The sequence below is a fragment of the Lacipirellula parvula genome (assembly GCF_009177095.1).
Taxonomy (GTDB): domain Bacteria; phylum Planctomycetota; class Planctomycetia; order Pirellulales; family Lacipirellulaceae; genus Lacipirellula; species Lacipirellula parvula.
This window is the reverse complement of record NZ_AP021861.1, coordinates 3,107,924-3,128,068: the sequence shown is the minus strand read 5'-3', so window position 1 is coordinate 3,128,068 and position 20,145 is coordinate 3,107,924. Positions and strand designations below refer to the sequence as shown.

Below are 20,145 nucleotides of genomic sequence, written 5' to 3'. Positions count from 1 at the left end.
GCCGCCGATAACTCGCTGAGCGCAGCGGGGCCGCGGCGAAAGCCGAGCGCATTCAGATTGGCCCGCTGGCAGTCGCCTGTATAATGGGCCTCTTGCCCGATCGTTGCGATCGTCAAACTCCAGTCAGAGCCTGCAGAACCTGACGCCCTCCCCTCGCGAGTTTTCATGTCCACCGACCTCCTGCCCGAAAGTGCAGTCGACGCCGATCTTGAGGCCGTCGCGCCCCTCTCCGATCAATCGGGCGAGTGCTCTGCTGCGGGTCGCGTCTTGCCGCGCCCCGAAACGACGGTGAAGCCGAGCCAAGTCCGTTGGCGGTATGCGATCGGTATCCCGATGGTCCACGTGCTGGCGTGCCTCGCGTTCGTCCCCTACTTCTTCAGCTGGACTGGCGTCGTCTTTGCGATCCTGGGGCTCTACGTCTTCGGCACGCTGGGGATCAACCTCTGCTACCACCGGCTGCTGACCCACCAAGGGTTCGTCGCGCCGAAGTGGCTTGAGCACAGCCTCGCCGTCCTCGGCGTCTGCACGCTGCAAGACACCCCCGCCTGCTGGGTGGCGATGCACCGCATTCACCATAAGCACTCCGACGAGCAGCCCGATCCCCACAGCCCGCTGGTGACCTTCTTCTGGGGCCACTGCGGTTGGTTGATCTTCAAGAACCGCGACTTCCTCAACGTGAACTACTACCAACGGTTCACGCGCGACCTGCTTCGCGATCCCTTCTACATGAAGCTCGAGCGCGGCCAGAACTGGCTCTACATCTACCTCGGCAGCATGGCCGTCTTCTTTCTGGGGGGCTTGGCCGTCGGTTGGCCGATGACCGGCTCGCTCGACGCCGGCGTGCAGTTCGGCCTGAGTCTTGTCGTGTGGGGCGTCTTCGTCCGTACGGTGCTCACGTGGCACATCACCTGGTCGATCAACTCGGTGACCCACGTCTGGGGCTACCGCAACTACGACACGAACGACAACAGCCGCAACAACCTGCTCGTCGGCCTGTGGAGCAACGGCGAAGGCTGGCACAACAACCACCACGCCGACCAACGGGCCGCTGCCCATGGCCACAAGTGGTGGGAATTCGACGTGACTTGGATCACGATTCGCGCGCTGCAAAAGGTGGGCCTGGTGAAAAACGTCGTCCTGCCGCGGGTGTGGACGAAGCAGCAAGCCGGCTGACCCAAGCGTTCGCCGCAGGGATCGGGTGGCACCGACACCCCGGCGAGATTGATCCGCCGTTCCACTCCGCTGAGACGCCGGGGGTTCGTTGTTGCCAACGGCAACCAGAGGCGGTGCGCCTACCCGCGACGTCGCTTACCTCTTGTCGCTGCGCGACCCCCGACACGCGGCCGGTCGGTCGCTAAAAAATTGATCAGCTACCTCGGCCGAGTGTCGGGGCCACCCACGAACCCAGACGTGGGCTAGCACCGCGCACTGGCGAGCCAGATCCGCCATTCCTCTCGCTCAACCGCCGGAATGTCGGTGTTGCCGCCGGCAGGCAGAAGCACTACAGTCCGCGTGCTATCTGCTACTCCGTCGCTAGCGAAGGCGTCGCTTACCAGGGAATGGTAACTCCAAGATCAACGATTGAGCAGGACGCTCGCGGGGACATTTCTCTCCCTCGACAGGCAAGCGTTGTTGCGCTCCTACTCCTGCTGACGATGACTTCTGGCTGCGCGATGGGCATAGGCTTGAGCCGGCCCACGAAGCAAAACAAACTCCTTCGTTACCCGACGGCGATCATTTCCTGGCCGCTGGAACGCACGGCGACGACCTCCGTCAGGCTGGGCAAAACCACGTTGGCGGAACTCGAGAGACAGTTTGGCGATCCGCTGCCGAGCGCGGTGTTCAACAACGACGATCCCGAAACTCAATACGCTCTCTACAGTCTGAAGTACGATCCGCAGGTCAAAGGCTGCCGCGACGGCGACGATATGCCGTTGGAGAATCAGCTGTTCGTCATCAAGGACAAGCTGGTAATCGCTCAGGCGCGTTACTCGTCGTACGAGTCGAACCATACCGACTTCGACGCCGACAAACGCGAAAAACTCGTGGTCGGAAAGACCACCCGCGACGAGGCGCTAAGCATTCTCGGTCCGCCCAACGGCACGCGGCATTGCCCAAAAGACGTTGTCTACGCCCCCACCGGCCTGGAATACCTCTACGTCCACTATGTCGACGAATTTAGCCTCGGCAGTAAGTACCGGCTGAAATGGCTGACGGTGGAATTCGAACAAGGCATCGTCTCCGCCGTCCGGTATCGGGAAGGCAAATCGACGAAGGAGCCAGAGGTCGAGGCGGCCGCTACGCATGAGCCAGCGAGCACGGAGAAATCCGTCGCTGACGACGCGAGCGAAGAACCGCCCAGCGCAACCACCACCGCGCTGTAGCGGCGGCTTGCGATCACCAATCCGTGCCGCTCCCGCTCCCCGCTGCCACTGGAAATAGAACCAACAAAAAAAGAGGCCTGGAACCCACGTCAGGTTCCAGGCCTCTTATCGTTAATCGTTTGATTAGCCCCAGCAAGCAGCCAACTCGCCGCGGCGAGTTACTCCCACCAGAACTCCTTCACGTCGGCCGAGAGGTCGTTCCGCACGTCGCCGACGCTTTCGACGGTCTCGGTCTCGTTGGCGATGTGCCACGGCAGCATTTCGACGCCGCCCGAGGCGCTGATCACCCACTGGCCGCGCTTCTTGATCGCACTCGCCTTGCTGGCGGTATGCTTCGGAGCCGGGTAACGCTCGAGCGATTGCTCGCCCATCAGCCGCGGCAGCTTGAGGCTGGCGGTGTTGAGCAGTTGCTCCTTCTCGATCAGGGCGCCGATCACGGCAAGATCCATGATGTTCCGCAGTTCACCGAAGGACGAATCCTTCCCGGCTAGTTCCGAGTACTTCTGGGTCATCGTGTTGGCCCACTTCTCAGCGACGGGGTTTTTCGAGACGCCAACGGTCCGCTCGCCGGTCGAATCGACGTAATCTTCGTTGCTCATGCACTTCACGCCTTGGCCGCGGAGTTCCCAGCCGAGGCCGTCGGAGGTGCGGGCCAGCGGTTCGTAGTTCGGGGCGAGCCACCAGCGCGGGAGCATGTTGTTCATGCCTTTGCCGCCGGTGCCGACCATCGACAGGAAGCTCTCCAGTCCCTTCACCGGGGCCGGTTCGAAGTCCATCGCAATCCGCTTCATCCTGAAGTCGGCCGCCACCATCGTGCGAGCGAAGTGGCTCGTGTCGGCGACGCCCGTGACCGAAATCGTTTGCGGGCCGAGGGCCTCTTCGATGCGGTTGAGCGTCTGCTCCGAGTCGCCAATCGTCCGCATCCGACTTACCGCGGCTTGCAAGCGGGCAAGCCCTTCTTCCGTCGGATCGATCGAGCAAGTGATCGGTTCGGTACGCGAGGTCGACCCGCTGCGGAGGGCGACCATCAGGTCGTCCAGCAGGATCACCGGGCGATTGGTCGTGGCGCCGACGACGTTGCCGAGGGCGTCGAACTGCCATCCCTCGGCCGGGCCGGCGATGACGATATCGTTGCGATCGGGGTAGACGAAGACGTATTGCACGCGTTGCAGGCCGGCGAGGTACTTCACCTCGTCCGGGATCGGCTTCATTTCATCGTGGCACTGCTTGAGGGTCGCCTCAAGCTGCTTCAGCGAGACGGCCCGCAGGTCGGTGTACTCTTGCAGTCCGGCTGGAACTTGCAGCTTGGTCTGCTCACGGAGCTGAGCGAGTTCCTGATCGTCCTGGACAGTCGGCGCTTCGAGGACGCCGTTGGCATCGACGGCGACGCCGCCGACGGAGCGATTGTTAAAAAAACCGCCCGCTACGCCGACCGGACAGTCGCGCAGACTCGCCGCGACGAGCCCGCATGCAAGAATTAACAAGCCGAATGTCGACCGCGTCATCGAAAGCTTCTCCTGATCCGTAACGACCGCCCCTTCGGCAAGCAGAACGCAGGCCCGAAGCGCGGAATGTGCTCTAGAAGTGTGCGAAGCCGCTGGCCGGCCCGAAACGCCGCCCCCGAGGCCTCCGCAAGTCTTTAGCGTAGTTGCTAAGGTGTTGTAGTTCAACAGTTTTCGTCTGGGCGGCCAGGGAGCGGGAATCGACCGGAATTCGGCTGCACGGCCGAGCACCCGCCGAACGGTCCTCAGGCGGTTCAATCGTCCTAACCCCCTGCCCTGCCGGAGCTTTCGGTTTCCCGATCAGCTTGAAACGGGGGGGCCGTTGCGAATAAGGTGTAAGGTAGGAAACGCGCTCCGCGCCCGCCGTCAGGGACCGGCAGGCGACGAGGCCGTTGTATTAAAACGCTACATGTCCAACGCTTACCTCATCATTCGTGAAGGGTCCAAATGGGCCGATGTCTTCCGGCTCGTGCCGGGCGAGTCGGTCACTATTGGCCGCGGCCCTACGAACGCGGTCGTCGTGAAGGACGAACGCTGCAGCCGAAACCACGCCGAGGTCTTCCAAGCCAGCGGGGCGTGGAAGCTCCGTGACCTCGATAGCCGCAACGGCACGGTCGTTTCGGGCCAGCGAATCAGCGGCGACTACGAACTGCAGCCGGGCGATATTATTCAGATTGGTAACTCGCATTTGGCGTTTGTGCACGATCTGGCCCAGGCGTTTCCCGATACCAGCACGCTGCTGAAGACCTCGAAGGCAGTCGAGGGGGAAACGGGCATCGGCGTCGCGGTGAACGGCGACGACGAAAGCGTCTTCGACGCGTTCGAGCCGACGATGATCACTCATCGCAAAGGCCAAAGCCGCTTCCTCGAAGGGAGCGGCGGTGAAGATCCAAGCGCATCGAGCCCGAAGGTTAACCGCGCCACTGCGCAGCTCTGCCGGCTGGCGTTCGAACTGGCCAAAAGCACTGACGTCTTCTCGCTGGCTAACGACGCCCTGGCCGGGCTGTTCGAAGGGACGCAGGTCGACGCCGGCGCCATTCTGCTCCGCAGCCGCGACGAACGGGGCGTCCGCAACAGCGAAGAACTTGAGATCGTCGCCTCTCGTAGCGACGGAGTGCACGCCTACCACCGCGTTTCGTCGTTCCTGGCCGCGACTGTGATGCGGGATGGCCAGGCGGTAATGGCGCGCAACGTGATGGATGACAGCCAGCTCGGCAACCGCGATAGCCGCGGCGAGATTTTGGCGACCAGCGTCATTTGCGCCCCAGTCCGCCTGGGCGGCGAGTTGCTCGGCCTGGTGCACCTCTACTCGACCGATCCCGATAAATCGACCGATCCAGAAGACCTGGAGTTCACCCTCGCGGTGGCGGATACGCTCGGCGTCGCGCTCGAGAACCTCAACCGCCGGCAAGAATTGGCGGAAGATCTCAACCAGATGCAAACCGAGTGCGTTCAACTGCGCGAGCAGCTGGGCGTGCAAAGCGAGATCGTCGGCTCGAGCGAAGTGATGATGCGGGTCACGCAGCAGATCGCCCGCGCGGCGCCAAGCCGTGCGACGGTTCTCATTCGCGGTGAGAGCGGCGTCGGCAAGGAACTGGTCGCCCGCGCCGTCCATTTCTCCAGCCCGCGCAAGAAGGGGCCGTTTGTTTGCTTGAACGCCGCAGCCCTCTCCGAGACGCTGCTCGAAAGCGAACTGTTCGGCCACGAGAAGGGCGCGTTCACCGGCGCCACCGAGCGGAAGATCGGCAAGTTCGAGCAGGCCCACAAAGGGACGCTCATGCTCGACGAAATCGGCGAGATGAGCCCGTCGATTCAAGCGAAGTTCCTCCGCGTGCTCGAAGGCCATCCGTTCGAGCGGGTCGGCGGCACGGAGGCGATCAAGGTCGACGTCCGTTCGATCGCGGCCACCAATCGCGACCTGGAAAAGGACGTCGCCGAGGGGAAGTTCCGTCGCGACCTGTACTTCCGGCTGCATGTGCTTGAGATCATCGTTCCCGGACTGCGGAAACGGCCGGAGGATATTCCGGAGCTGGCGGCCCACTTCCTTCGCAAGTTCAACGAAGAGACGGGCCGCAAGCTGCGCGGCTACACGCCGCGAGCGATGGAAGAGCTGCTGCGTTACCGCTGGCCGGGCAACGTCCGCGAGATGAAGAACGTCATCGAGCGGGCGGTCGTGCTCGCACGGGCCGACTTCATCGACCATGACGATCTGGTCCTCTCGCGGCTGAACACCGCCGGCGATACCGAGATGGGGATGGAGCGGAGCGAACCGCAGGCGAGCTACCAGCCCGTTTCGCTGGCCGACGTCGAACGGGCTCACATCTTGCGAACGCTCGCTGCGACGGCGTGGAACAAGAGCAAGACGGCCACGATTCTGGGGATCGAGCGTTCGACGCTCGACCGAAAAATTCGCCGGTATGGTTTGGAAGCGGACCGCCGCGGCGTATGATGGGCGGCGTCGACTGACGGTCCTGTTCATCCCGGCGGGTTTACTCATGCTTTTGCGCCGTTGGTTTCTTGTTATTGCTACGGTTGTTGTTGGGACCGTTTTTGCGCATGCTGGGGGCGCTGCTGAAGCCGCAGACGCCTCGCCGCATGTGGTATTCGTCACGGGCGATGACGAGTATTCGTCCGAGCTCTCGATGCCGATGATCGCCGAGATCCTCGAGAAGCACTATGGGATCCGGACGACCGTCCTCTATGCGGTGAACGACAAAGGCGAACGCGATCGCCATGGCAACAGCATTCCGGGGCTCGAAGCGCTCCGCGACGCCGACCTCGCCGTGTTCTACATGCGGTTTCGCCAGCTGCCGCAAGAGCAGCTCGACGAGATCGTGAAGTTTGCCGAATCCGGCAAGCCGCTGATCGGCCTTCGCACGAGCAGCCATGCCTTCAACTACGCAGAGGCGCCTCGCGACCGGTGGAACGCCGAGTTTCCGCTAACTTACTTTGGCCACAAGTGGATCTCGCACTACGGCCACGGCAACTCGACCGAAGCGCACGTCGTTGACAGCGAGGCAAAAGCGGACAATCCCATCCTTCGAGGCGTCTCGTCGCCCGAGTGGTTGAACTCGTGGCTCTACGTGGTGAACGACGGGGACGTGAAGCTACCGGAAGACTGCACGGTCTTGATGGTCGGCGATGCTACCAAGGGGACGGAGCCGGGCGGGGAAAAGTTCGGGAACCGCGAGCCGATGGCTTGGACGCGCGAGCTGCCGCTCAAAGATGGCGGCGTGCAGCGGGTCTTTTACACGAGCTTGGGCCATCCGCGGGACTTTCTGAAGGAAGGTCCGCGGCGGCTGCTGGTGAATGCGATTCTGTGGGGCCTCGGGCGAGAGGCTTCGATTCCCGCGGAGGGGGCGAACGTGGAGATCGTGGGCGAGTATGTGCCGCCCGATCCGCACTAGAAACTCGAACGCCACCAATAACTCTCCTCCTGCTCCCTCCCCCTGGAGGGGAGGGCTGGGGCGGGGGGACGACGCGGGTACACGCTTCTATCACCCCTCCCTAACCCTCCCCCTCAAGGGGAGGGAACCAGAAGGTTGAAAACTCTTACTCGTCGCCGGCGCGCATCCACTTGGTGATCGTCGGCTCGTACGCACAGAGCTCTTCCTTCTTAAAGTAGAGCGCGATCTCGCGGGCGGCCGCTTCGGCGCCGTCGGAGCCGTGGACGAGGTTCATCTGGCGGCTCGAGCTGAAGTCGCCGCGGATCGTGCCGGGGGCGGCGTTCAGGCCGTTGGTGGCGCCGAGCATGTCGCGGACGACCTTCACGGCTTCGAGTCCTTCAAGGACCGCGGCGAGCACCGGACCACCGGTGATGAACGCCTCGAGCGTCGGGTACCAACCCTTGGCGACGTGTTCGGCGTAGTGCTGCTTCGAGAGTTCGGGAGTGATCACGAGCATCTTCGCGGCGATCACGTTGAGCCCCTTCTCTTCGAACCGCGTAATGATGCGGCCCATGAGGCGGCGCTGGACACAATCGGGCTTGAGCAGAATGAAAGTGCGTTCCATGTTTCGTGATCGGGTATCGGTGACTGGTGATCGGGGAAAGGCAGTGAACCAGAACCTGGCCCGCGGCCGCCGGGAAACCCCGGATTGTAGGGGAATAGCGGGCGTCGCTCAACCGCTGGCGCGCCCCTTGCCCGCGGGCCTACCGGTGCGGCGTTACATTCCGGAGGGGCTCCGCGTCGTGACTCTGCGGATCGTTGAAAATTGATTCGGCGACGGCGCGACGGATCTCTGCTTCGGGAAACAAGCGGGCCAGCCGCGATTGCTCGCGCAGCCAGTCGGCGTCGGCGTCGTAACCGTGAACGATCAGCAGCGATTGGCCCGTTTCGCCGAACCACCCCAGCAGCCAAGGAGGCCGCGGTTCGATGCCAGAGGCGTCGAGGATCGGCGTCGCCGTCACTCGTTCGTCGTGGAGCGCCGCGCGGCGGCGGGCGATCCAATCGAGATGAAGCCACATTGCCACGCACAGCGCCGCCATCGCGACGAGAAGCGCTCGCAGCGTGAAGCGGGGCCGGCGGATGAAGGAGAGCGGCATATGAACTCGCCAGGGACGGCGGCAAGAGCATCTTAAATCTTGGCCGACATGGATGGGAAGACGAATCTGGGACGACCGGGGGCCTGCTGAGCACGTCCGGCTGGCCTCCGAGCGTTTCTGGCCGTTGCGATCTAGGTTTTTTAAGATAATTGGACATCGGATCCGCGAAACGATATGCTGAGCGACAGCTTATCCATCGGACGTTATCCCTTCTTCGACGCTGCTAGTAGGAATGCTCATGAACCGCCTCGCATTGACTTTTCGCTCGCTCGCTTTCACGGCTCCGCTGTTATGGGGCGCAACTCAACTGGCCAACGCTGCCACTGTCAACTATCAGGGCCAGCTGACGAATTACGGCGCGCCGGTGACTACGGGTTACGTGATTGCCGGCACGTTCAAGCCGACGTTCAATCCTTACAGCTACAAATACGTCTACGGCATCGACAGTGCTGGCAACATGGACTCTCCCCGCCTGACCCAGGCGATTGCGGACGGCAACTTTATTCCGATTGGAAGTGGAGCCAACGTTGCTGCTGACGGCTCGTTCTCGGGTTCGGGAGTGACGGCGCTAAGCGCCGGTACGAAGTTATGGATCTTTGCGTTCGACAACGTCAACGCTGACGCGGCGGGGAACTTCGCCCTGGCGAGCCATTCGACGTGGCTCACGTCGCCGAGCACCGTATCGCTCAACGGCGCGGATGCGTTGGAGTTCGTGTTTGGGTTCAAGTTCGGCAATCAGATCTCGCTGAACGTCTTGCCCGTGCCTGAACCATCGAGCCTGCTGATGGTTGGCGCGGCGGTTGGCGTTGCCGTGGCTTCTGCGCGGCGCCGGCGCGCGTGAGCGCGAACGGCTGCGCTTTCCCGCCACGTTCGCCCTCACGGTCTCTTTCCACGCTCTGCGTGGGACGTACCTTCTTCGCCGCTCCAGCGTCGGACGGCATGTCGTCGCGGAGCGTCGACATGCTGAAGCACGCTGGAGCCTCTGCGCAGGTTCGGCATGCTCACGCCTTGAGGGGCGAGAGCGTAGCGCCCAGCGGTGCGCTCGGGCCATGTCGATCGAGCCGCCGGTTTGAAGAACCGGCCCCAGTCGAGGAGGTCTTGGTGGCGTTGGGCGCGCTCTGCTTCGGTGAGCGCGGGCGGCGCGTTGTGCCCCCGGTTTGAAGAACCGGGGGCTAAGGTTGGCTCCGGGGGCGGGGTGACCTCGGCGTTGGGTGCTTGACGCGGAGCGTGGGAACGAGGGGGCTCAGGCTTCGCGGCGAAGGACCATTCGTCGGGGGTGCCGATGCCGTAGTTGTGGATCACGGGCGCGGACTTGGCGCGCTCGCGGAAGACTAGCGGCGTGTCGGCCATCTTTGGCTCGCGCGGGCGGTTCCAGGGGCCGAGGCTGGGGAAGCAGCAGTCGAGCGCGTGTTCGTAGGTTTTGTCGAGATGCTTGAAGAGCTCGCTACGCGCTTCCTCCGGCGTGTTCGCGAGCGCGGTTTCCATCATCAGCCGTAAGGCCTTTGTGACTTTGAGGCCCGAGGCGAGGTCGCCGCGCTTGCGGGCGTAGGTTTCGGGTTTGGTCCGCTCGAGCAGCCACGCCGCGGCGCGCCAGTGCGTTCTCGCGGCTGATTCCATCAGTTTTAATGGGTCGGGCTTGGCGAGCTTGGCCATGCGAACTTCTTGGTCAAAATCTTCTTCCTCACGGCGGTAGCGCTGCACCGTGCGGAGCGTCACGCCGACTCCTTGAGCGGCCTCGGCGAGCGAGTAGCTCTCTCGCACCAGTCGGCAGAATTTTACCTTCATTTCTTCGGTGAAGACCCGCTCGCGTTGGCGGATGTATTGACGTTGCATGGGAAGGTTCTCCTCTGTGTGAACGTGTGACTGAAGTTGTTGAATCGTTTGGTTTGGTTGGTGAGTAGGTGTTTAGGTGAGTAAGTGAAGAAGCGCGCTTGGCGCGGCGTGATCGAGTGATGGCGAGCCCCCCGGCTTGTCCGGGGGGGAATTCGGCGTGCGCTACGTTGCGATTGGCAATGCGGAGGGCACTGCGGACGACCCCCTGGATAAACCAGGGGGCTCGCTTGGAGTGTGCGCGGCGCTGCATGTTGCGATGTGAACCGGCGTTCACGTTAGCAAAACTCGTGGCCTAGTTTCGACTATAAAATTGGTGGAATTTATTTTTGATTTTTTGCGCACTTTTTTAGGCGGTGCGGCCGTTTCGGCCGCGCTCGCGTATGGATTTCAGTCGCCCGCTGAATGGACCTCTCGCCGGCGCACTGCTCGCGACGGGCATTCAGTTCGCGCTCGGCTGGCAGGTGTTTCTCCAACTAGCCATTTTCGTCGTGTTCTAATTCTTCTAGTCGCTAATCGTCCGCAGCAATCGAAACTATCCGAATAGCGCCAATCGCGCGCAAGAACTACAAAAAGTATTGCAATTGGATAATTTGCTGGTAGCTTACGCACATTGCCGCACTCACCGGCCCGTCATTGAATGGATGGGCGAACCGCGATGGAACCGAGTTGAGCGGACGATGATATGAGCGATAGCCGAGAAAGCCCCTCTCCCGCACCGCATTCGCTCGACAAAATCGCGGACCTCGCGCTGTCAATTCGAAAGTCCTCTGCGCTGTATCAAGCCGCCGGCAGTGGAACTTGCCTAGACTCCATTGAGACCGATGCGCTGACGCTCGAAGACGCCCTCACGGGCTATGGAGCTTTTCCGAGCCTTGGCATATTTTCGAGCACGCTCAACGAGGAGCGTCAACGCGTCGTTGAGCGTTTAAGGAATGTCCGCACCACGGTCCAATTCGTGCGAGCAGGGCAAGCCGGCGCCTCCGAACTGACAGAAGCCGTCGACGGTTTCACTCCGGCGGCCGCATCGTGGGTTCGCAACGCGCGTCATTATTCAGCGACGCACTGGGGAAAATCGCTGAAAACGTTGAAGTGGGTAGTCGGCGGCATTGCTGCAATCGTCCTTACCATCCTCTATTGGCAGAGCGGGCTGACGACCTCCAATCGCAGCGTGATGTTCCCCCTCGGGCCGTTCGAGGAAGCCACGGAACCTGGCGTTGTCTCCGCCATTCCGCGAGAGCGGGAAAACTACCTGAAGTCGTTCTCGGAGCATTTCTTCCGACGAGATCCTAGCTTTCGCAAAGACTATTTCCGCTACTGGGAAACCGCTGCAGAATTCGCGCCTCCGCGAGTCATCACGGAGAAGACCAAGCGGGCGGGAAGAGGCGTGAGCAGCGAGGAGTGCGTCCAACGCTGGCGCGGCGAGTTACTCAACTGCTCTTACCTAAACTCGTTTTTTCTGTCTGAAGTTGCGGTGGAAGTTCGTAAGGCCGAACCAGGCGAGTTTCCTTGGAATGAACTCCGAGTGCGGCCGCGCCTCGTCCATTCGCTTGAATATGTTGAGGCCAGCATCCCGGAATGGGCGCAAGTCATCGCGGACGGCAAGCTGCCTGAGTACGACGAGCAGCAAGTTCTCAAGCTAGAGAACCATGGGCTGGGCCCGGCGGTCGACGTCCAATGCACGCTATCGACCGAAGGGGGCATGTGGCTACTAACGCGGGAAGCCCAGGTGATTCACGAAGTGCAACGCGACGTTGACTTCGCTGGTTGCTACATCGGCGGATCGCACGAAGTCGCCACCGTGAGACTCGCGTTGGAAAAGCAAACCTTTACGCCGATCTACGACGAAGTCGATGAACCGGGCAAGGTTGCCAAGAGGTCGGACCCCTCGGAGCATTTTCGACCTTCGATCATCGACGGTTCCGCCCAACTGCTGCAACCGATTTTCTACCGGCGCGAGGGCGTCAAGGTCGAGCCGAGCGCGGATATCTTTGAGCACAACGGCGTGCAGTACGAGATCGTCCGGACGCTCAACCGACTCAAGGAGCTGACGCCGACTGCCTGGAACGAAGGGGCTTTGTTTTTGATTGAGTACAAGAGCCTTGCAGGCCAACTTCGCAGTACGAAGATTTTCTTCGATCTCCCCGCTTCGCTGGCTTACTACCGTCCTTCGCCGGCGTTGCTTTGGTATGACCCGCGCGTCGGGCCGCCGCAGATGCCAATGCAGTACCAGGAGGAAGCTGGTGTCCCTGAAACGCTAGTCATCAAGCCGCCGCACGTCGAACCTGTCGGCGAAAACGTCATCCGGCTAGAGTTCGCCTTCGATAGCCTGCGTCTGGCGAAGGTCGAACGGCTCCGTTCCGTCGCCGACGTCGGCATGTTTCTCAAGCCGCGCGGCCGGCTCCTGGTCGACGCGGACGTGCTCCGCCCCGGGACGGGCAGGTACGAGGTGAAGGTTCTCGTCAACGGCCAGCTGGAAGACCGGTACTACGTGGACACGTTGGCTCCCGAAGAACTGACCTTCCACGAGAACGATCTAGATCAGGTCAATCGACTCCAAGAGAACTGGAAAGAATAGCATGGCACTCTGCATCTGGGCCCTTGCCGTTCTGCTGAGCGCTGCGGCCGCGGCATGGGTATGGCGGCGACTGAGGAGCATCGGCGCGCCGCATGATCCTACTGAGCGGCGAGCGGCATGGCTTGGCATCGGCCTGGCGGTCAGCGTCGCGGCGTTCGCCGTATCGGCCGACCATGTCTTGAGGATTATTCGCGAAGGCGACGGTCGGCCCTACATTCCAGAGCAGATTGCACGACTGCTCGACGAAGCGATTGAGTCTGGCGTCCTGCATGACGAGCCGGCGACTGAACTGAACGATTGGCTGAATGCAGCGTCGCGCGGGCGGAATCGAAAGCTTGAGCGATCGCTCGTCGACGTTTGCGTCGAATCGCCCAACGCCACGTTGGCGAAAGTAGTTCTTGATCCAAAATACAAAGTTACCGACGAGGACCGGCTGAAGATCTATCGAGCGCTCGCCCATGATCGGCGCAGCCGCATCGTTGAGGGCGAGTATGGAGAGACGCTGGAGATTATCCCTGAAGTTGAGTTGCCAGATTACATTTATGAGGCCTTCCTCGCAGTTGCGGATGGTCGAGAAGTGACGCAGGCCCATCGTTTGATCCTGCAACATACTTCGCTGGGAAAGTCGGCCCGATCGAATCTTTACCCTAAAGCGCCTCTACCGGAGCCTTTTCGAGCGCCTGAAGCACCGCCTGAGGAGACAGCGCCTGAGGAGACAGCGCCTGAAGCGGCGCCTGCCGCTCCCGCGGCGCCGGAGGCGCCGGCAGCGTTCGTCCCGATTCCACCAGCGCCAGTTGCAGATCCAGCTGCTTAGCATTGGCAGCGCTTCAACCCAACCGCGCCGCTCAGCCTGGATCAAGGCTTTGCCGTCTGCGGCGACGCGTCGAGCTAGATGCAAGCTTCACGCGGCGCACGGCTGCCGCTCGCTCGGCGATCGGCTCACGCTGCAGCATGCGCGCGGGTTGCTCTGGCTCAATGAGCCGAAGTCGGCACGAGAGTCTCAGGCAAATACAGCGGGTGGACCGGCGTGCCGTCTTTCGCGAGCCGCAGGTAGCTCAGTCCGGGATGATGCCGCAGCAACGCCGCCAAGTCTTGCCCGCGCTGGCGGAGGGCTTTGGGCGGTTGGCCGTAGGCGAGGACGACGGTTTTCGCCTCAGCGGCCATCGCAAGGATGAGGCGGTCGTTGTCGGGTCCGACGGGGTCGTCGACTTCGAGCAAGCGGTTCTTGTCGGTCGCGCGGTAGGCGTGGACGTTGCCGACGAGTTGGCCGCCGAAGCCCCAGGCGCGGGCGAACTTGCCTGTCTTGCGGAGCGTGGGGTCGGCGTAGTCGATGCAGGCGACGCTCGGGTTCATCAGCAGCCAAAGGACGAGCGGTTGCGCGGGGTTCCAAATTTCGCGGAGTTGGTAGCGATAGCGCTGGCAATCGGAGAAGCGGGCGGTGACGGTGGAATCCGCCGGCCAGGCGGGGCGGACTTTGCCGCCGGGATCGTGGGCGGGAGGGGCTGGTTTCATGCGATTGGCGCGCTCGGGAGTGATCGACGCCGACATTTTACCGACGCAAGGCTTTGGCGTCATGGGTGGCTCAGGCGAGCCTGACGTTAGTTGCCGTACCTTGATGGCGATCGCTGAGGATTCGCCATTTTTACCGCTTTAATTTCAGGCCTGCGGTAGCTGAGCGAAGGCGAGTTTCGACGATACCGCTTGCGAAGATTGGCTTCTGGAAACAGCGCAGCCATCGCGGCAAGGTCGTCGCCTGCTTTCTCGTTCACCCAGAGCGCGGCGTAGGTTTCTTCGCCGAACAGGCGGAGTATGCGCGAGGGCCGCGGAGCGCGAGGAAGTTGCATCCAAGGCTGAGCGACGTGGGCACGGACGGTCACGACGCCGGAATCGATCGCCGCACGTCGCTGACGGATCCAGTTGAGGTGATAGGCGAGGAACAGTGCGAGTAGCGTCATCAGCGCGAGCAGGGCTCGGATGGAGAAGCGAGGTCGGAAAAAAGAAAATGCAGACATCTTGTTCTTGGCTAATAGCGCGAAGACAACTGAGCGTTGCAGCATATCTTATGGATTGACTCCGGGACGAAGCGGCTGCGATTCCCGCTCGGTTGAATCAAGCGCGCTTGCTGCTCATCGCCGGCACGACCTTGAGCGTTTTTGAACCGCTGAACTTCTTGTAGGCTGCGCTTTCCACGGGGACGAGCCCGATGCGGCCCTGCTCGTCGAAGTGCAGGCCCCAGCCATATTTCTTCGGGAGCGACGAGCAGCGCAGGCAGGCGCGGGGCTTGTTGAAAAACTCCGCCCAGAGCTCCCGGCGTTTCGCTTTGAGTTGTGCCGGCGCGATCCCCTCGCGCTCGACATGGACGGCAAACTGGAGTTCCTCTTGCGTGTAGAAGTAGGGCTTCGCAGCCAGCAATTCGTATTCGATCACGGGGATCGTCCGCTTCTCGCCGCGAGCCGGCGGAACGGCGCTGTGCGTCGCGGCGCTGTCGGATGCTAGTCGGATGAACGCGTTGTAGTAGTTCACGAGAGTTGCGAAGGCGAGGAGCGAGTTTCTTACAGGAGTCGCGCGGCTTAGTGATATTCGTCATCATAGCCGCTTCGCTGTAGAACGCCCTCGCCATTTTCTTTAGGCGATCGATCTTCGACTTACTCACTCCGTTGTCGCCCAAATACCCCACGAATGCCTCAACGCCTTCGAGCATGAGGTCGATTGCCTTTTCTTTCACTTCGATAAGCGCTGCGCCAAGGTTGGCCGATTGGTTACTGGCCAATTGGAGAGCCGTACCGCTCACTCTTGGTTTGAAGTCGACGTCTATTTCCTTCTTGTCGCTAAAGAGCTACCGGGAGGCTGCGGGTGCGTCTCATCGCCAAGGAAGGCTGCTCGCTCCGAGCCGGAGCTGTTGCGCAACTCACCGCTTAGTCGTTTCGACGCTTCCTTGCAGGCGGTGTAGTCGCATCCCCCACTGGCCATATCACCCCCGATCTGGCCCCTTCCGCTGGGCACTTGGCGGCCCAACGGAGAGGTTTCCTTCTGCTGACAGAACGCCAAGCGGTTTGTTACACTCGTTCGACGAACAAGCACACTTTCTTCGCACATGTGCGGGCGAAGCTGTGCTGGCGCTTGTCCGCTTACCAATGCGTGGTAATGGCAGCGTGCCTCCCAGTCTAGTGAACCGTGCAGATCGCCGAGCAGATTGCGGCTAGGACGGCCAGCGGACGAACGTGTTAGAACGCAAAGGATGTTGCGCGCATGGCGATAAAGAAGTCAGACCTGTACTCCTCTCTATGGGCCTCTTGCGATGAATTGCGCGGCGGCATGGACGCTAGCCAGTACAAGGACTACGTCCTGTTCATGCTGTTCATCAAGTACGTGTCCGACAAGTACGCCGAGTCGGATGATTTCGCCCCGTCGGTCAACATCCCCAAGGGCGCAAGCTTCAAGGACATGGTCGCTCTCAAGGGCAAGAGCGACATTGGCGATCGCATCAACAAGCGTGTGATCGCCCCGCTGGTCGCCGCGAATGCACGTCTTGCCCGCAGCGACTTCCCCGACTTCAACGACCCGAACAAGCTCGGCGAGGGAGACGCGATGGTCAAGCGCCTCGACAACCTCATCGGCATCTTCCAGAACCCCGCGCTCGACTTCTCGCGCAATCGCGCCGAGCACGACGACATCCTCGGCGACGCCTACGAATATCTCATGCGGCACTTCGCCACGGAGAGCGGCAAGAGCAAGGGACAGTTCTACACCCCATCCGAGGTCAGCCGCGTCATTGCCCAGGTGATCGGCATCACGCCGCAGAACACGAAGGCCGCTACCACCGCCTACGATCCGACGTGCGGGTCGGGTTCGCTGCTGCTGAAGGTCGCGGCCCAGTCGGGCAAGCAGATCACGCTCGAAGGGCAGGAACGGGACGTGACCACCGCCGGTCTCGCCCGCATGAATATGATCCTGCATGACTTCCCCGGTGCGAACATCATCTCCGGCAACACGCTGGTCGAACCGAAGTTTAAAGAGGGCGAGCAACTTCGCACCTACGACTACGTCGTCGCCAATCCGCCGTTCTCGGACAAAACGTGGTCCACCGGCCTCGTCCTCGGTGAGAACGGGGCCAGTGACAAGTACAGCCGCTTCGGTTGGGGCGTCCCGCCCGCCAAGCAAGGCGATTACGCCTACCTGCTGCACATCGTTCGCTCGCTGAAGGCCAAGGGCAAAGGCGCCTGCATTCTTCCGCACGGCGTGTTGTTCCGCGGCAACGCCGAGGCGGTCATTCGCGAGCAGCTCGTCCGCTCCGGCTACCTCAAGGGAATCATCGGCCTGCCCGCGAATCTCTTCTACGGCACCGGCATTCCGGCGTGCATTTTGGTGATCGACAAGGAAAACGCCGCCGCCCGCAAGGGCGTGTTCCTGATCGACGCCTCGAAGGGGTTCATCAAGGACGGCAACAAGAATCGCCTCCGTGAGCAGGATATCCACAAGATTGTCGACGCGTTCCACAACCAGATCGAGATCCGTGGCTACTCCCGCCTCGTCGATCTCGATGAAATCAAGCGGCACGAGTTCAATCTCAACTTGCCGCGCTACGTCGACGGCGCGGAGGCCGAGGATATCGAAGTCACGCGGAAGAAAATCAAAAACGTCCATCTGTCGGTCTATCCACCGGATGGCCGCGTCACCTTGACGGCGCCGAAAGCAACTCGCCTGGAGGTTGCCAGAGCCTATGCGATTTCGAAGCTCGGCTGGATTCGTGAGCAGCAACGGAAGTTAGAAAGGCAAGCCAGGGAGTCGCCTCGCAATTTTATCGAACGAGAGAGCCACTACCTCTGGGGACGACGGTACCTGATGACCATCGTAGAGAAGGAGGTTAAACCTGGCGTCTCGATCGATCACAAGCGAATTACTCTGACCGTGCGTCCTGGCAGCGACGAGGATAAGCGCAAACGAATCGTGCACGAATGGCACAAGAAGCTTTTGCATGAAGCTGTACCTCCGTTGATGCAGAAGTGGCAGCATCGGCTGAACGTCAATCCTACCGGTTATTTCTTGCAGCGCATGAAGACGAAGTGGGGGAGCTGTAATCACATTGCGGGTAATATTCGCCTGAACACTGAGCTGGTAAAAAAGCCCAAAGATCTTCTTGAGTACGTCATCGTGCATGAGTTGGCCCATCTGCTGGAGCCAACGCACAGCGAGCGTTTTGCCGCCATCCTGGACGAGCACTTCGCGACTTGGCGGGAGGCGCGGGTGGAACTCAACGAGCTGCCATTGGCAGCTGAGGCGTGGTAGTTGCGAAAGCCGCAGCTTGACGGGCGGCGCGTTGGTTCGCGCTTATTCAAGCCACCGGATTTTCCGGACTGGCTCTGCGCATATTGCTCGAGTGCGCACTCTGCCTAGCACTGAAAAAGCGCGTCGGATGAACCGGCCGAGTTGCAGAAATTGCATCCCTGCTTTTTAACTTCGATCCGCTGCTCTTGAGGTCTGGAAGTTGGCTGTCGAGCTTTTGCGCCTTTGAAGAAGCTCGACAGTAGATCGCGAGGTGCTTGGGCATGCAACGATTCCTGATATGTTGGTGTGATGAAACCACCTCGGTTTAGCCTGCGATTCGTGCTTCTGCTGCTGACGCCGTACGTCATTTCGATGGCGTTGGCGTGGCACTGGGCGGCCGCTTCCAACCACGGGCCGCCCCCTCAGTCGGCGACGCTAGTTGACCGAGCATTTAGTTGCTTGATTGCTACGATCGTCTGGTTTTTCGTACTGCTCGCGATCGATGTCGTGCGGACGTTGGCTCCGCCAGCGGCTCTGCGATTTAGCTTGCGGAATTTGATGCTGATTGCCGTGCCGCTAATCGCACTCGTCACTTGGTTGCTAAGCAGTGCAGATCTTGGTTTGGAAACGAGCGATAGCTTGGAAATCCTCTTCCTTGCGCTCGGCGGGGGTGCGTTGGTTGGCGGTCTCTTCCTGGCATTGCGGATCTGACGCAGCGGGTGCTATGCGATTCAACTTGAAGCTCGTGCTGTTCGTGGTCATGCCAGTTGTGGCGTTACTGGCGTCGTGGCTCGGCAGAGACGAGATAGCATTGGCAGTCAGCGTCCGCTTGGTCTTACCTGTCCTTGCGTGCTGCGTCGTATGGTGGGGAGTTTGCCGCCTGCTTTCGCTATCAACCCAAAGCGACGCGGAAAGGGATGAAAGCAACAACGAGCGGTCACTGCCCTAGTTGTCGAGTGCCATGCGATTCAACTTGCGCGTCGTGCTGTTCGCGGTGATGCCATTCGTGGCAGTGGCTGCAATCGCTGCGAGTAAGAGAGGGGCGCTCTTGGCGTTTTTCTTGGGCTTCGTCTTCGTTGCCCTTGCGTGCGCCATCATGCGAGGGCGTTGGTATTGGCCCTGAGTGTTACGCCGGCTTTCTTCACCGAGGGGTTTTTACCAGCAAGGAGCTTCACCCCATAAAACCACCTCGCCTCGACTGCACTGGCGAAGTGCTTGCTCTTCCTGAATCCGAAGCGGCCGTCGTACTAGATTCGGCAGGGCGGCACTCGGTTTGATATGGCATGAGAGGCGGCTGGTTTGGCCGGTTGCCGGCCACTTGCAGCCGTTGCCCCTGTTTTGGGCCCGTTCGTGGCCGCTGGGGCGGGATTGGGCTGAGGACGCTTCGAGGGCGCCTGGGGCCTTGGGCGGCAGATGATTCTTTTGTCCGGTGCTTGCCGTCTACAGCCTCGATCAGCCTCTTTTTAGAGCAGCCCTGGCAGGCGATTGCTAACCCTGCGGGAGGCCGCTCCCGCCAGGGGGGCAATCTGCTTCACTGCCTGAGGTTGGTCACTAAGCGCTAGGTCGATTGCTGCGGGCTGGCTGCCGGGTCGACTGCCAAAGGAGCTCTTGCGTGCCATTGCTGCTCCTGGCTGCCGGCTTAAAGGTGATCCGTGTAACTTCTTTAGGGCTAGCCGCTGCTCCGGGAGCTTGGCAAGAGATCAATTATTGGCCATGCCCTACACACACGGTGGGGGTAGAGGGTGCGGAACTGCTGCAGGAAACACTACGCGGACATGGGCGTATTTTTGGAGGTTCAAACTGCACACTCCACATACCCACCGGGCGGGCGCTACGCGGAGGAGTGGCAGATTGCTACACTATTGATGCGGTTATGCGGTGGTCGGGGAAGTTCGGTGGTGACGTTGCAAAACTTCGATAAGTAGAGGGCTTGAGCGGGTGCGTGCGTGGGATAGCTTTTCTCGCCACCCTGCCGTCCCCCTGTCACCCGCTAGGGTAGCCCCTGCACACCCTTGCCCCGCATAGCCGCTCATCCAACCGTGT

The 20,145-nt window shown here is 61.2% G+C and carries 16 protein-coding genes; 9 read left to right on the top strand and 7 right to left on the bottom strand.

Annotated features, from left to right (window positions below; genetic code table 11):
- Positions 1–165 precede the first annotated feature (165 nt).
- Positions 166–1,173, top strand: a complete 1,008-nt coding sequence (locus PLANPX_RS12345) for an acyl-CoA desaturase (protein WP_152099030.1) — start codon at positions 166–168, stop codon at positions 1,171–1,173.
- 482 nt (positions 1,174–1,655) lie between these two features.
- The gene (locus tag PLANPX_RS12340) at positions 1,656–2,384 is read left to right on the top strand and encodes a hypothetical protein (RefSeq protein WP_152099029.1); all 729 of its coding nucleotides are present in this window, start codon (positions 1,656–1,658) and stop codon (positions 2,382–2,384) included.
- Positions 2,385–2,542: 158 nt separating this feature from the next.
- Here PLANPX_RS12340 and PLANPX_RS12335 read toward each other — a convergent pair whose 3' ends face one another.
- The gene (locus PLANPX_RS12335) at positions 2,543–3,889 is read right to left on the bottom strand and encodes a DUF1598 domain-containing protein (RefSeq protein WP_152099028.1); all 1,347 of its coding nucleotides are present in this window, start codon (positions 3,887–3,889) and stop codon (positions 2,543–2,545) included.
- 406 nt (positions 3,890–4,295) lie between these two features.
- On the opposite strand from PLANPX_RS12335, the gene PLANPX_RS12330 reads away from it, so the two are divergent.
- Complete coding sequence (locus PLANPX_RS12330) at positions 4,296–6,335, top strand: sigma 54-interacting transcriptional regulator (RefSeq protein WP_152099027.1); 2,040 nt, start codon at positions 4,296–4,298, stop codon at positions 6,333–6,335.
- 148 nt (positions 6,336–6,483) lie between these two features.
- Positions 6,484–7,293: a ThuA domain-containing protein gene (locus tag PLANPX_RS12325; RefSeq protein WP_172992016.1), complete on the top strand. Its 810-nt coding sequence runs from the start codon at positions 6,484–6,486 to the stop codon at positions 7,291–7,293.
- A 145-nt stretch (positions 7,294–7,438) separates the two neighbouring features.
- Here PLANPX_RS12325 and ndk read toward each other — a convergent pair whose 3' ends face one another.
- Together ndk and PLANPX_RS12315 are read right to left on the bottom strand one after the other, a co-directional pair.
- Positions 7,439–7,897 carry a nucleoside-diphosphate kinase gene (ndk, locus tag PLANPX_RS12320; RefSeq protein WP_152099025.1) on the bottom strand — a complete coding sequence of 153 codons (459 nt, stop codon included), beginning with the start codon at positions 7,895–7,897 and terminating at the stop codon, positions 7,439–7,441.
- A 139-nt stretch (positions 7,898–8,036) separates the two neighbouring features.
- Positions 8,037–8,429 carry a hypothetical protein gene (locus tag PLANPX_RS12315; RefSeq protein ID WP_152099024.1) on the bottom strand — a complete coding sequence of 131 codons (393 nt, stop codon included), beginning with the start codon at positions 8,427–8,429 and terminating at the stop codon, positions 8,037–8,039.
- A gap of 238 nt (positions 8,430–8,667) precedes the next feature.
- Here PLANPX_RS12315 and PLANPX_RS12310 point away from each other — a divergent pair, with 238 nt between their 5' ends.
- Positions 8,668–9,270 carry a PEP-CTERM sorting domain-containing protein gene (locus PLANPX_RS12310; RefSeq protein WP_172992015.1) on the top strand — a complete coding sequence of 201 codons (603 nt, stop codon included), beginning with the start codon at positions 8,668–8,670 and terminating at the stop codon, positions 9,268–9,270.
- 35 nt (positions 9,271–9,305) lie between these two features.
- Here the strand turns inward: PLANPX_RS12310 and PLANPX_RS12305 are convergent, their stop codons facing one another.
- Positions 9,306–10,262: a hypothetical protein gene (locus tag PLANPX_RS12305; protein WP_152099022.1), complete on the bottom strand. Its 957-nt coding sequence runs from the start codon at positions 10,260–10,262 to the stop codon at positions 9,306–9,308.
- Positions 10,263–10,944: 682 nt separating this feature from the next.
- On the opposite strand from PLANPX_RS12305, the gene PLANPX_RS12300 reads away from it, so the two are divergent.
- Entirely contained in the window at positions 10,945–12,837 is a 1,893-nt protein-coding gene (locus PLANPX_RS12300) for a hypothetical protein (RefSeq protein ID WP_152099021.1), read from the top strand.
- Between the two features lies 1 nt (position 12,838).
- Positions 12,839–13,651 (top strand): hypothetical protein, encoded by an 813-nt coding sequence (locus PLANPX_RS27685; protein WP_152099020.1) that lies wholly within the window; start codon positions 12,839–12,841, stop codon positions 13,649–13,651.
- A 158-nt stretch (positions 13,652–13,809) separates the two neighbouring features.
- On the opposite strand, the gene PLANPX_RS12290 is transcribed toward PLANPX_RS27685, so the two are convergent.
- The 3 genes from PLANPX_RS12290 to PLANPX_RS12280 all read right to left on the bottom strand — a co-directional run bounded on the left by PLANPX_RS12290 (position 13,810) and on the right by PLANPX_RS12280 (position 15,360).
- Positions 13,810–14,412: a DUF1643 domain-containing protein gene (locus PLANPX_RS12290; RefSeq protein ID WP_152099019.1), complete on the bottom strand. Its 603-nt coding sequence runs from the start codon at positions 14,410–14,412 to the stop codon at positions 13,810–13,812.
- 23 nt (positions 14,413–14,435) lie between these two features.
- Entirely contained in the window at positions 14,436–14,849 is a 414-nt protein-coding gene (locus PLANPX_RS12285; RefSeq protein WP_152099018.1) for a hypothetical protein, read from the bottom strand.
- Positions 14,850–14,946: 97 nt separating this feature from the next.
- The gene (locus PLANPX_RS12280) at positions 14,947–15,360 is read right to left on the bottom strand and encodes a DUF6157 family protein (RefSeq protein ID WP_152099017.1); all 414 of its coding nucleotides are present in this window, start codon (positions 15,358–15,360) and stop codon (positions 14,947–14,949) included.
- A 726-nt stretch (positions 15,361–16,086) separates the two neighbouring features.
- On the opposite strand from PLANPX_RS12280, the gene PLANPX_RS12275 reads away from it, so the two are divergent.
- Together PLANPX_RS12275 and PLANPX_RS12270 are read left to right on the top strand one after the other, a co-directional pair.
- Positions 16,087–18,123 carry an N-6 DNA methylase gene (locus PLANPX_RS12275; protein WP_152099016.1) on the top strand — a complete coding sequence of 679 codons (2,037 nt, stop codon included), beginning with the start codon at positions 16,087–16,089 and terminating at the stop codon, positions 18,121–18,123.
- Positions 18,124–18,411: 288 nt separating this feature from the next.
- On the top strand, positions 18,412–18,813 hold the full coding sequence (locus PLANPX_RS12270; protein WP_152099015.1) for a hypothetical protein: 402 nt from the start codon (positions 18,412–18,414) through the stop codon (positions 18,811–18,813).
- The last annotated feature ends 1,332 nt before the right edge of the window (positions 18,814–20,145 follow it).

What these genes read in the sequence shown, in the direction of transcription:
- PLANPX_RS12345 (WP_152099030.1), top strand. Translation starts at nt 166, where the DNA reads ATGTCCACCGACCTCCTGCCCGAAAGTGCAGTCGACGCCGATCTTGAG.
- PLANPX_RS12340 (WP_152099029.1), top strand. Translation starts at nt 1,656, where the DNA reads ATGACTTCTGGCTGCGCGATGGGCATAGGCTTGAGCCGGCCCACGAAG.
- PLANPX_RS12335 (WP_152099028.1), bottom strand. Translation starts at nt 3,889, where the DNA reads ATGACGCGGTCGACATTCGGCTTGTTAATTCTTGCATGCGGGCTCGTC.
- PLANPX_RS12330 (WP_152099027.1), top strand. Translation starts at nt 4,296, where the DNA reads ATGTCCAACGCTTACCTCATCATTCGTGAAGGGTCCAAATGGGCCGAT.
- ndk (WP_152099025.1), bottom strand. Translation starts at nt 7,897, where the DNA reads ATGGAACGCACTTTCATTCTGCTCAAGCCCGATTGTGTCCAGCGCCGC.
- PLANPX_RS12315 (WP_152099024.1), bottom strand. Translation starts at nt 8,429, where the DNA reads ATGCCGCTCTCCTTCATCCGCCGGCCCCGCTTCACGCTGCGAGCGCTT.
- PLANPX_RS12310 (WP_172992015.1), top strand. Translation starts at nt 8,668, where the DNA reads ATGAACCGCCTCGCATTGACTTTTCGCTCGCTCGCTTTCACGGCTCCG.
- PLANPX_RS12305 (WP_152099022.1), bottom strand. Translation starts at nt 10,262, where the DNA reads ATGCAACGTCAATACATCCGCCAACGCGAGCGGGTCTTCACCGAAGAA.
- PLANPX_RS12300 (WP_152099021.1), top strand. Translation starts at nt 10,945, where the DNA reads ATGAGCGATAGCCGAGAAAGCCCCTCTCCCGCACCGCATTCGCTCGAC.
- PLANPX_RS27685 (WP_152099020.1), top strand. Translation starts at nt 12,839, where the DNA reads ATGGCACTCTGCATCTGGGCCCTTGCCGTTCTGCTGAGCGCTGCGGCC.
- PLANPX_RS12290 (WP_152099019.1), bottom strand. Translation starts at nt 14,412, where the DNA reads ATGACGCCAAAGCCTTGCGTCGGTAAAATGTCGGCGTCGATCACTCCC.
- PLANPX_RS12285 (WP_152099018.1), bottom strand. Translation starts at nt 14,849, where the DNA reads ATGTCTGCATTTTCTTTTTTCCGACCTCGCTTCTCCATCCGAGCCCTG.
- PLANPX_RS12275 (WP_152099016.1), top strand. Translation starts at nt 16,087, where the DNA reads ATGGCGATAAAGAAGTCAGACCTGTACTCCTCTCTATGGGCCTCTTGC.
- PLANPX_RS12270 (WP_152099015.1), top strand. Translation starts at nt 18,412, where the DNA reads ATGAAACCACCTCGGTTTAGCCTGCGATTCGTGCTTCTGCTGCTGACG.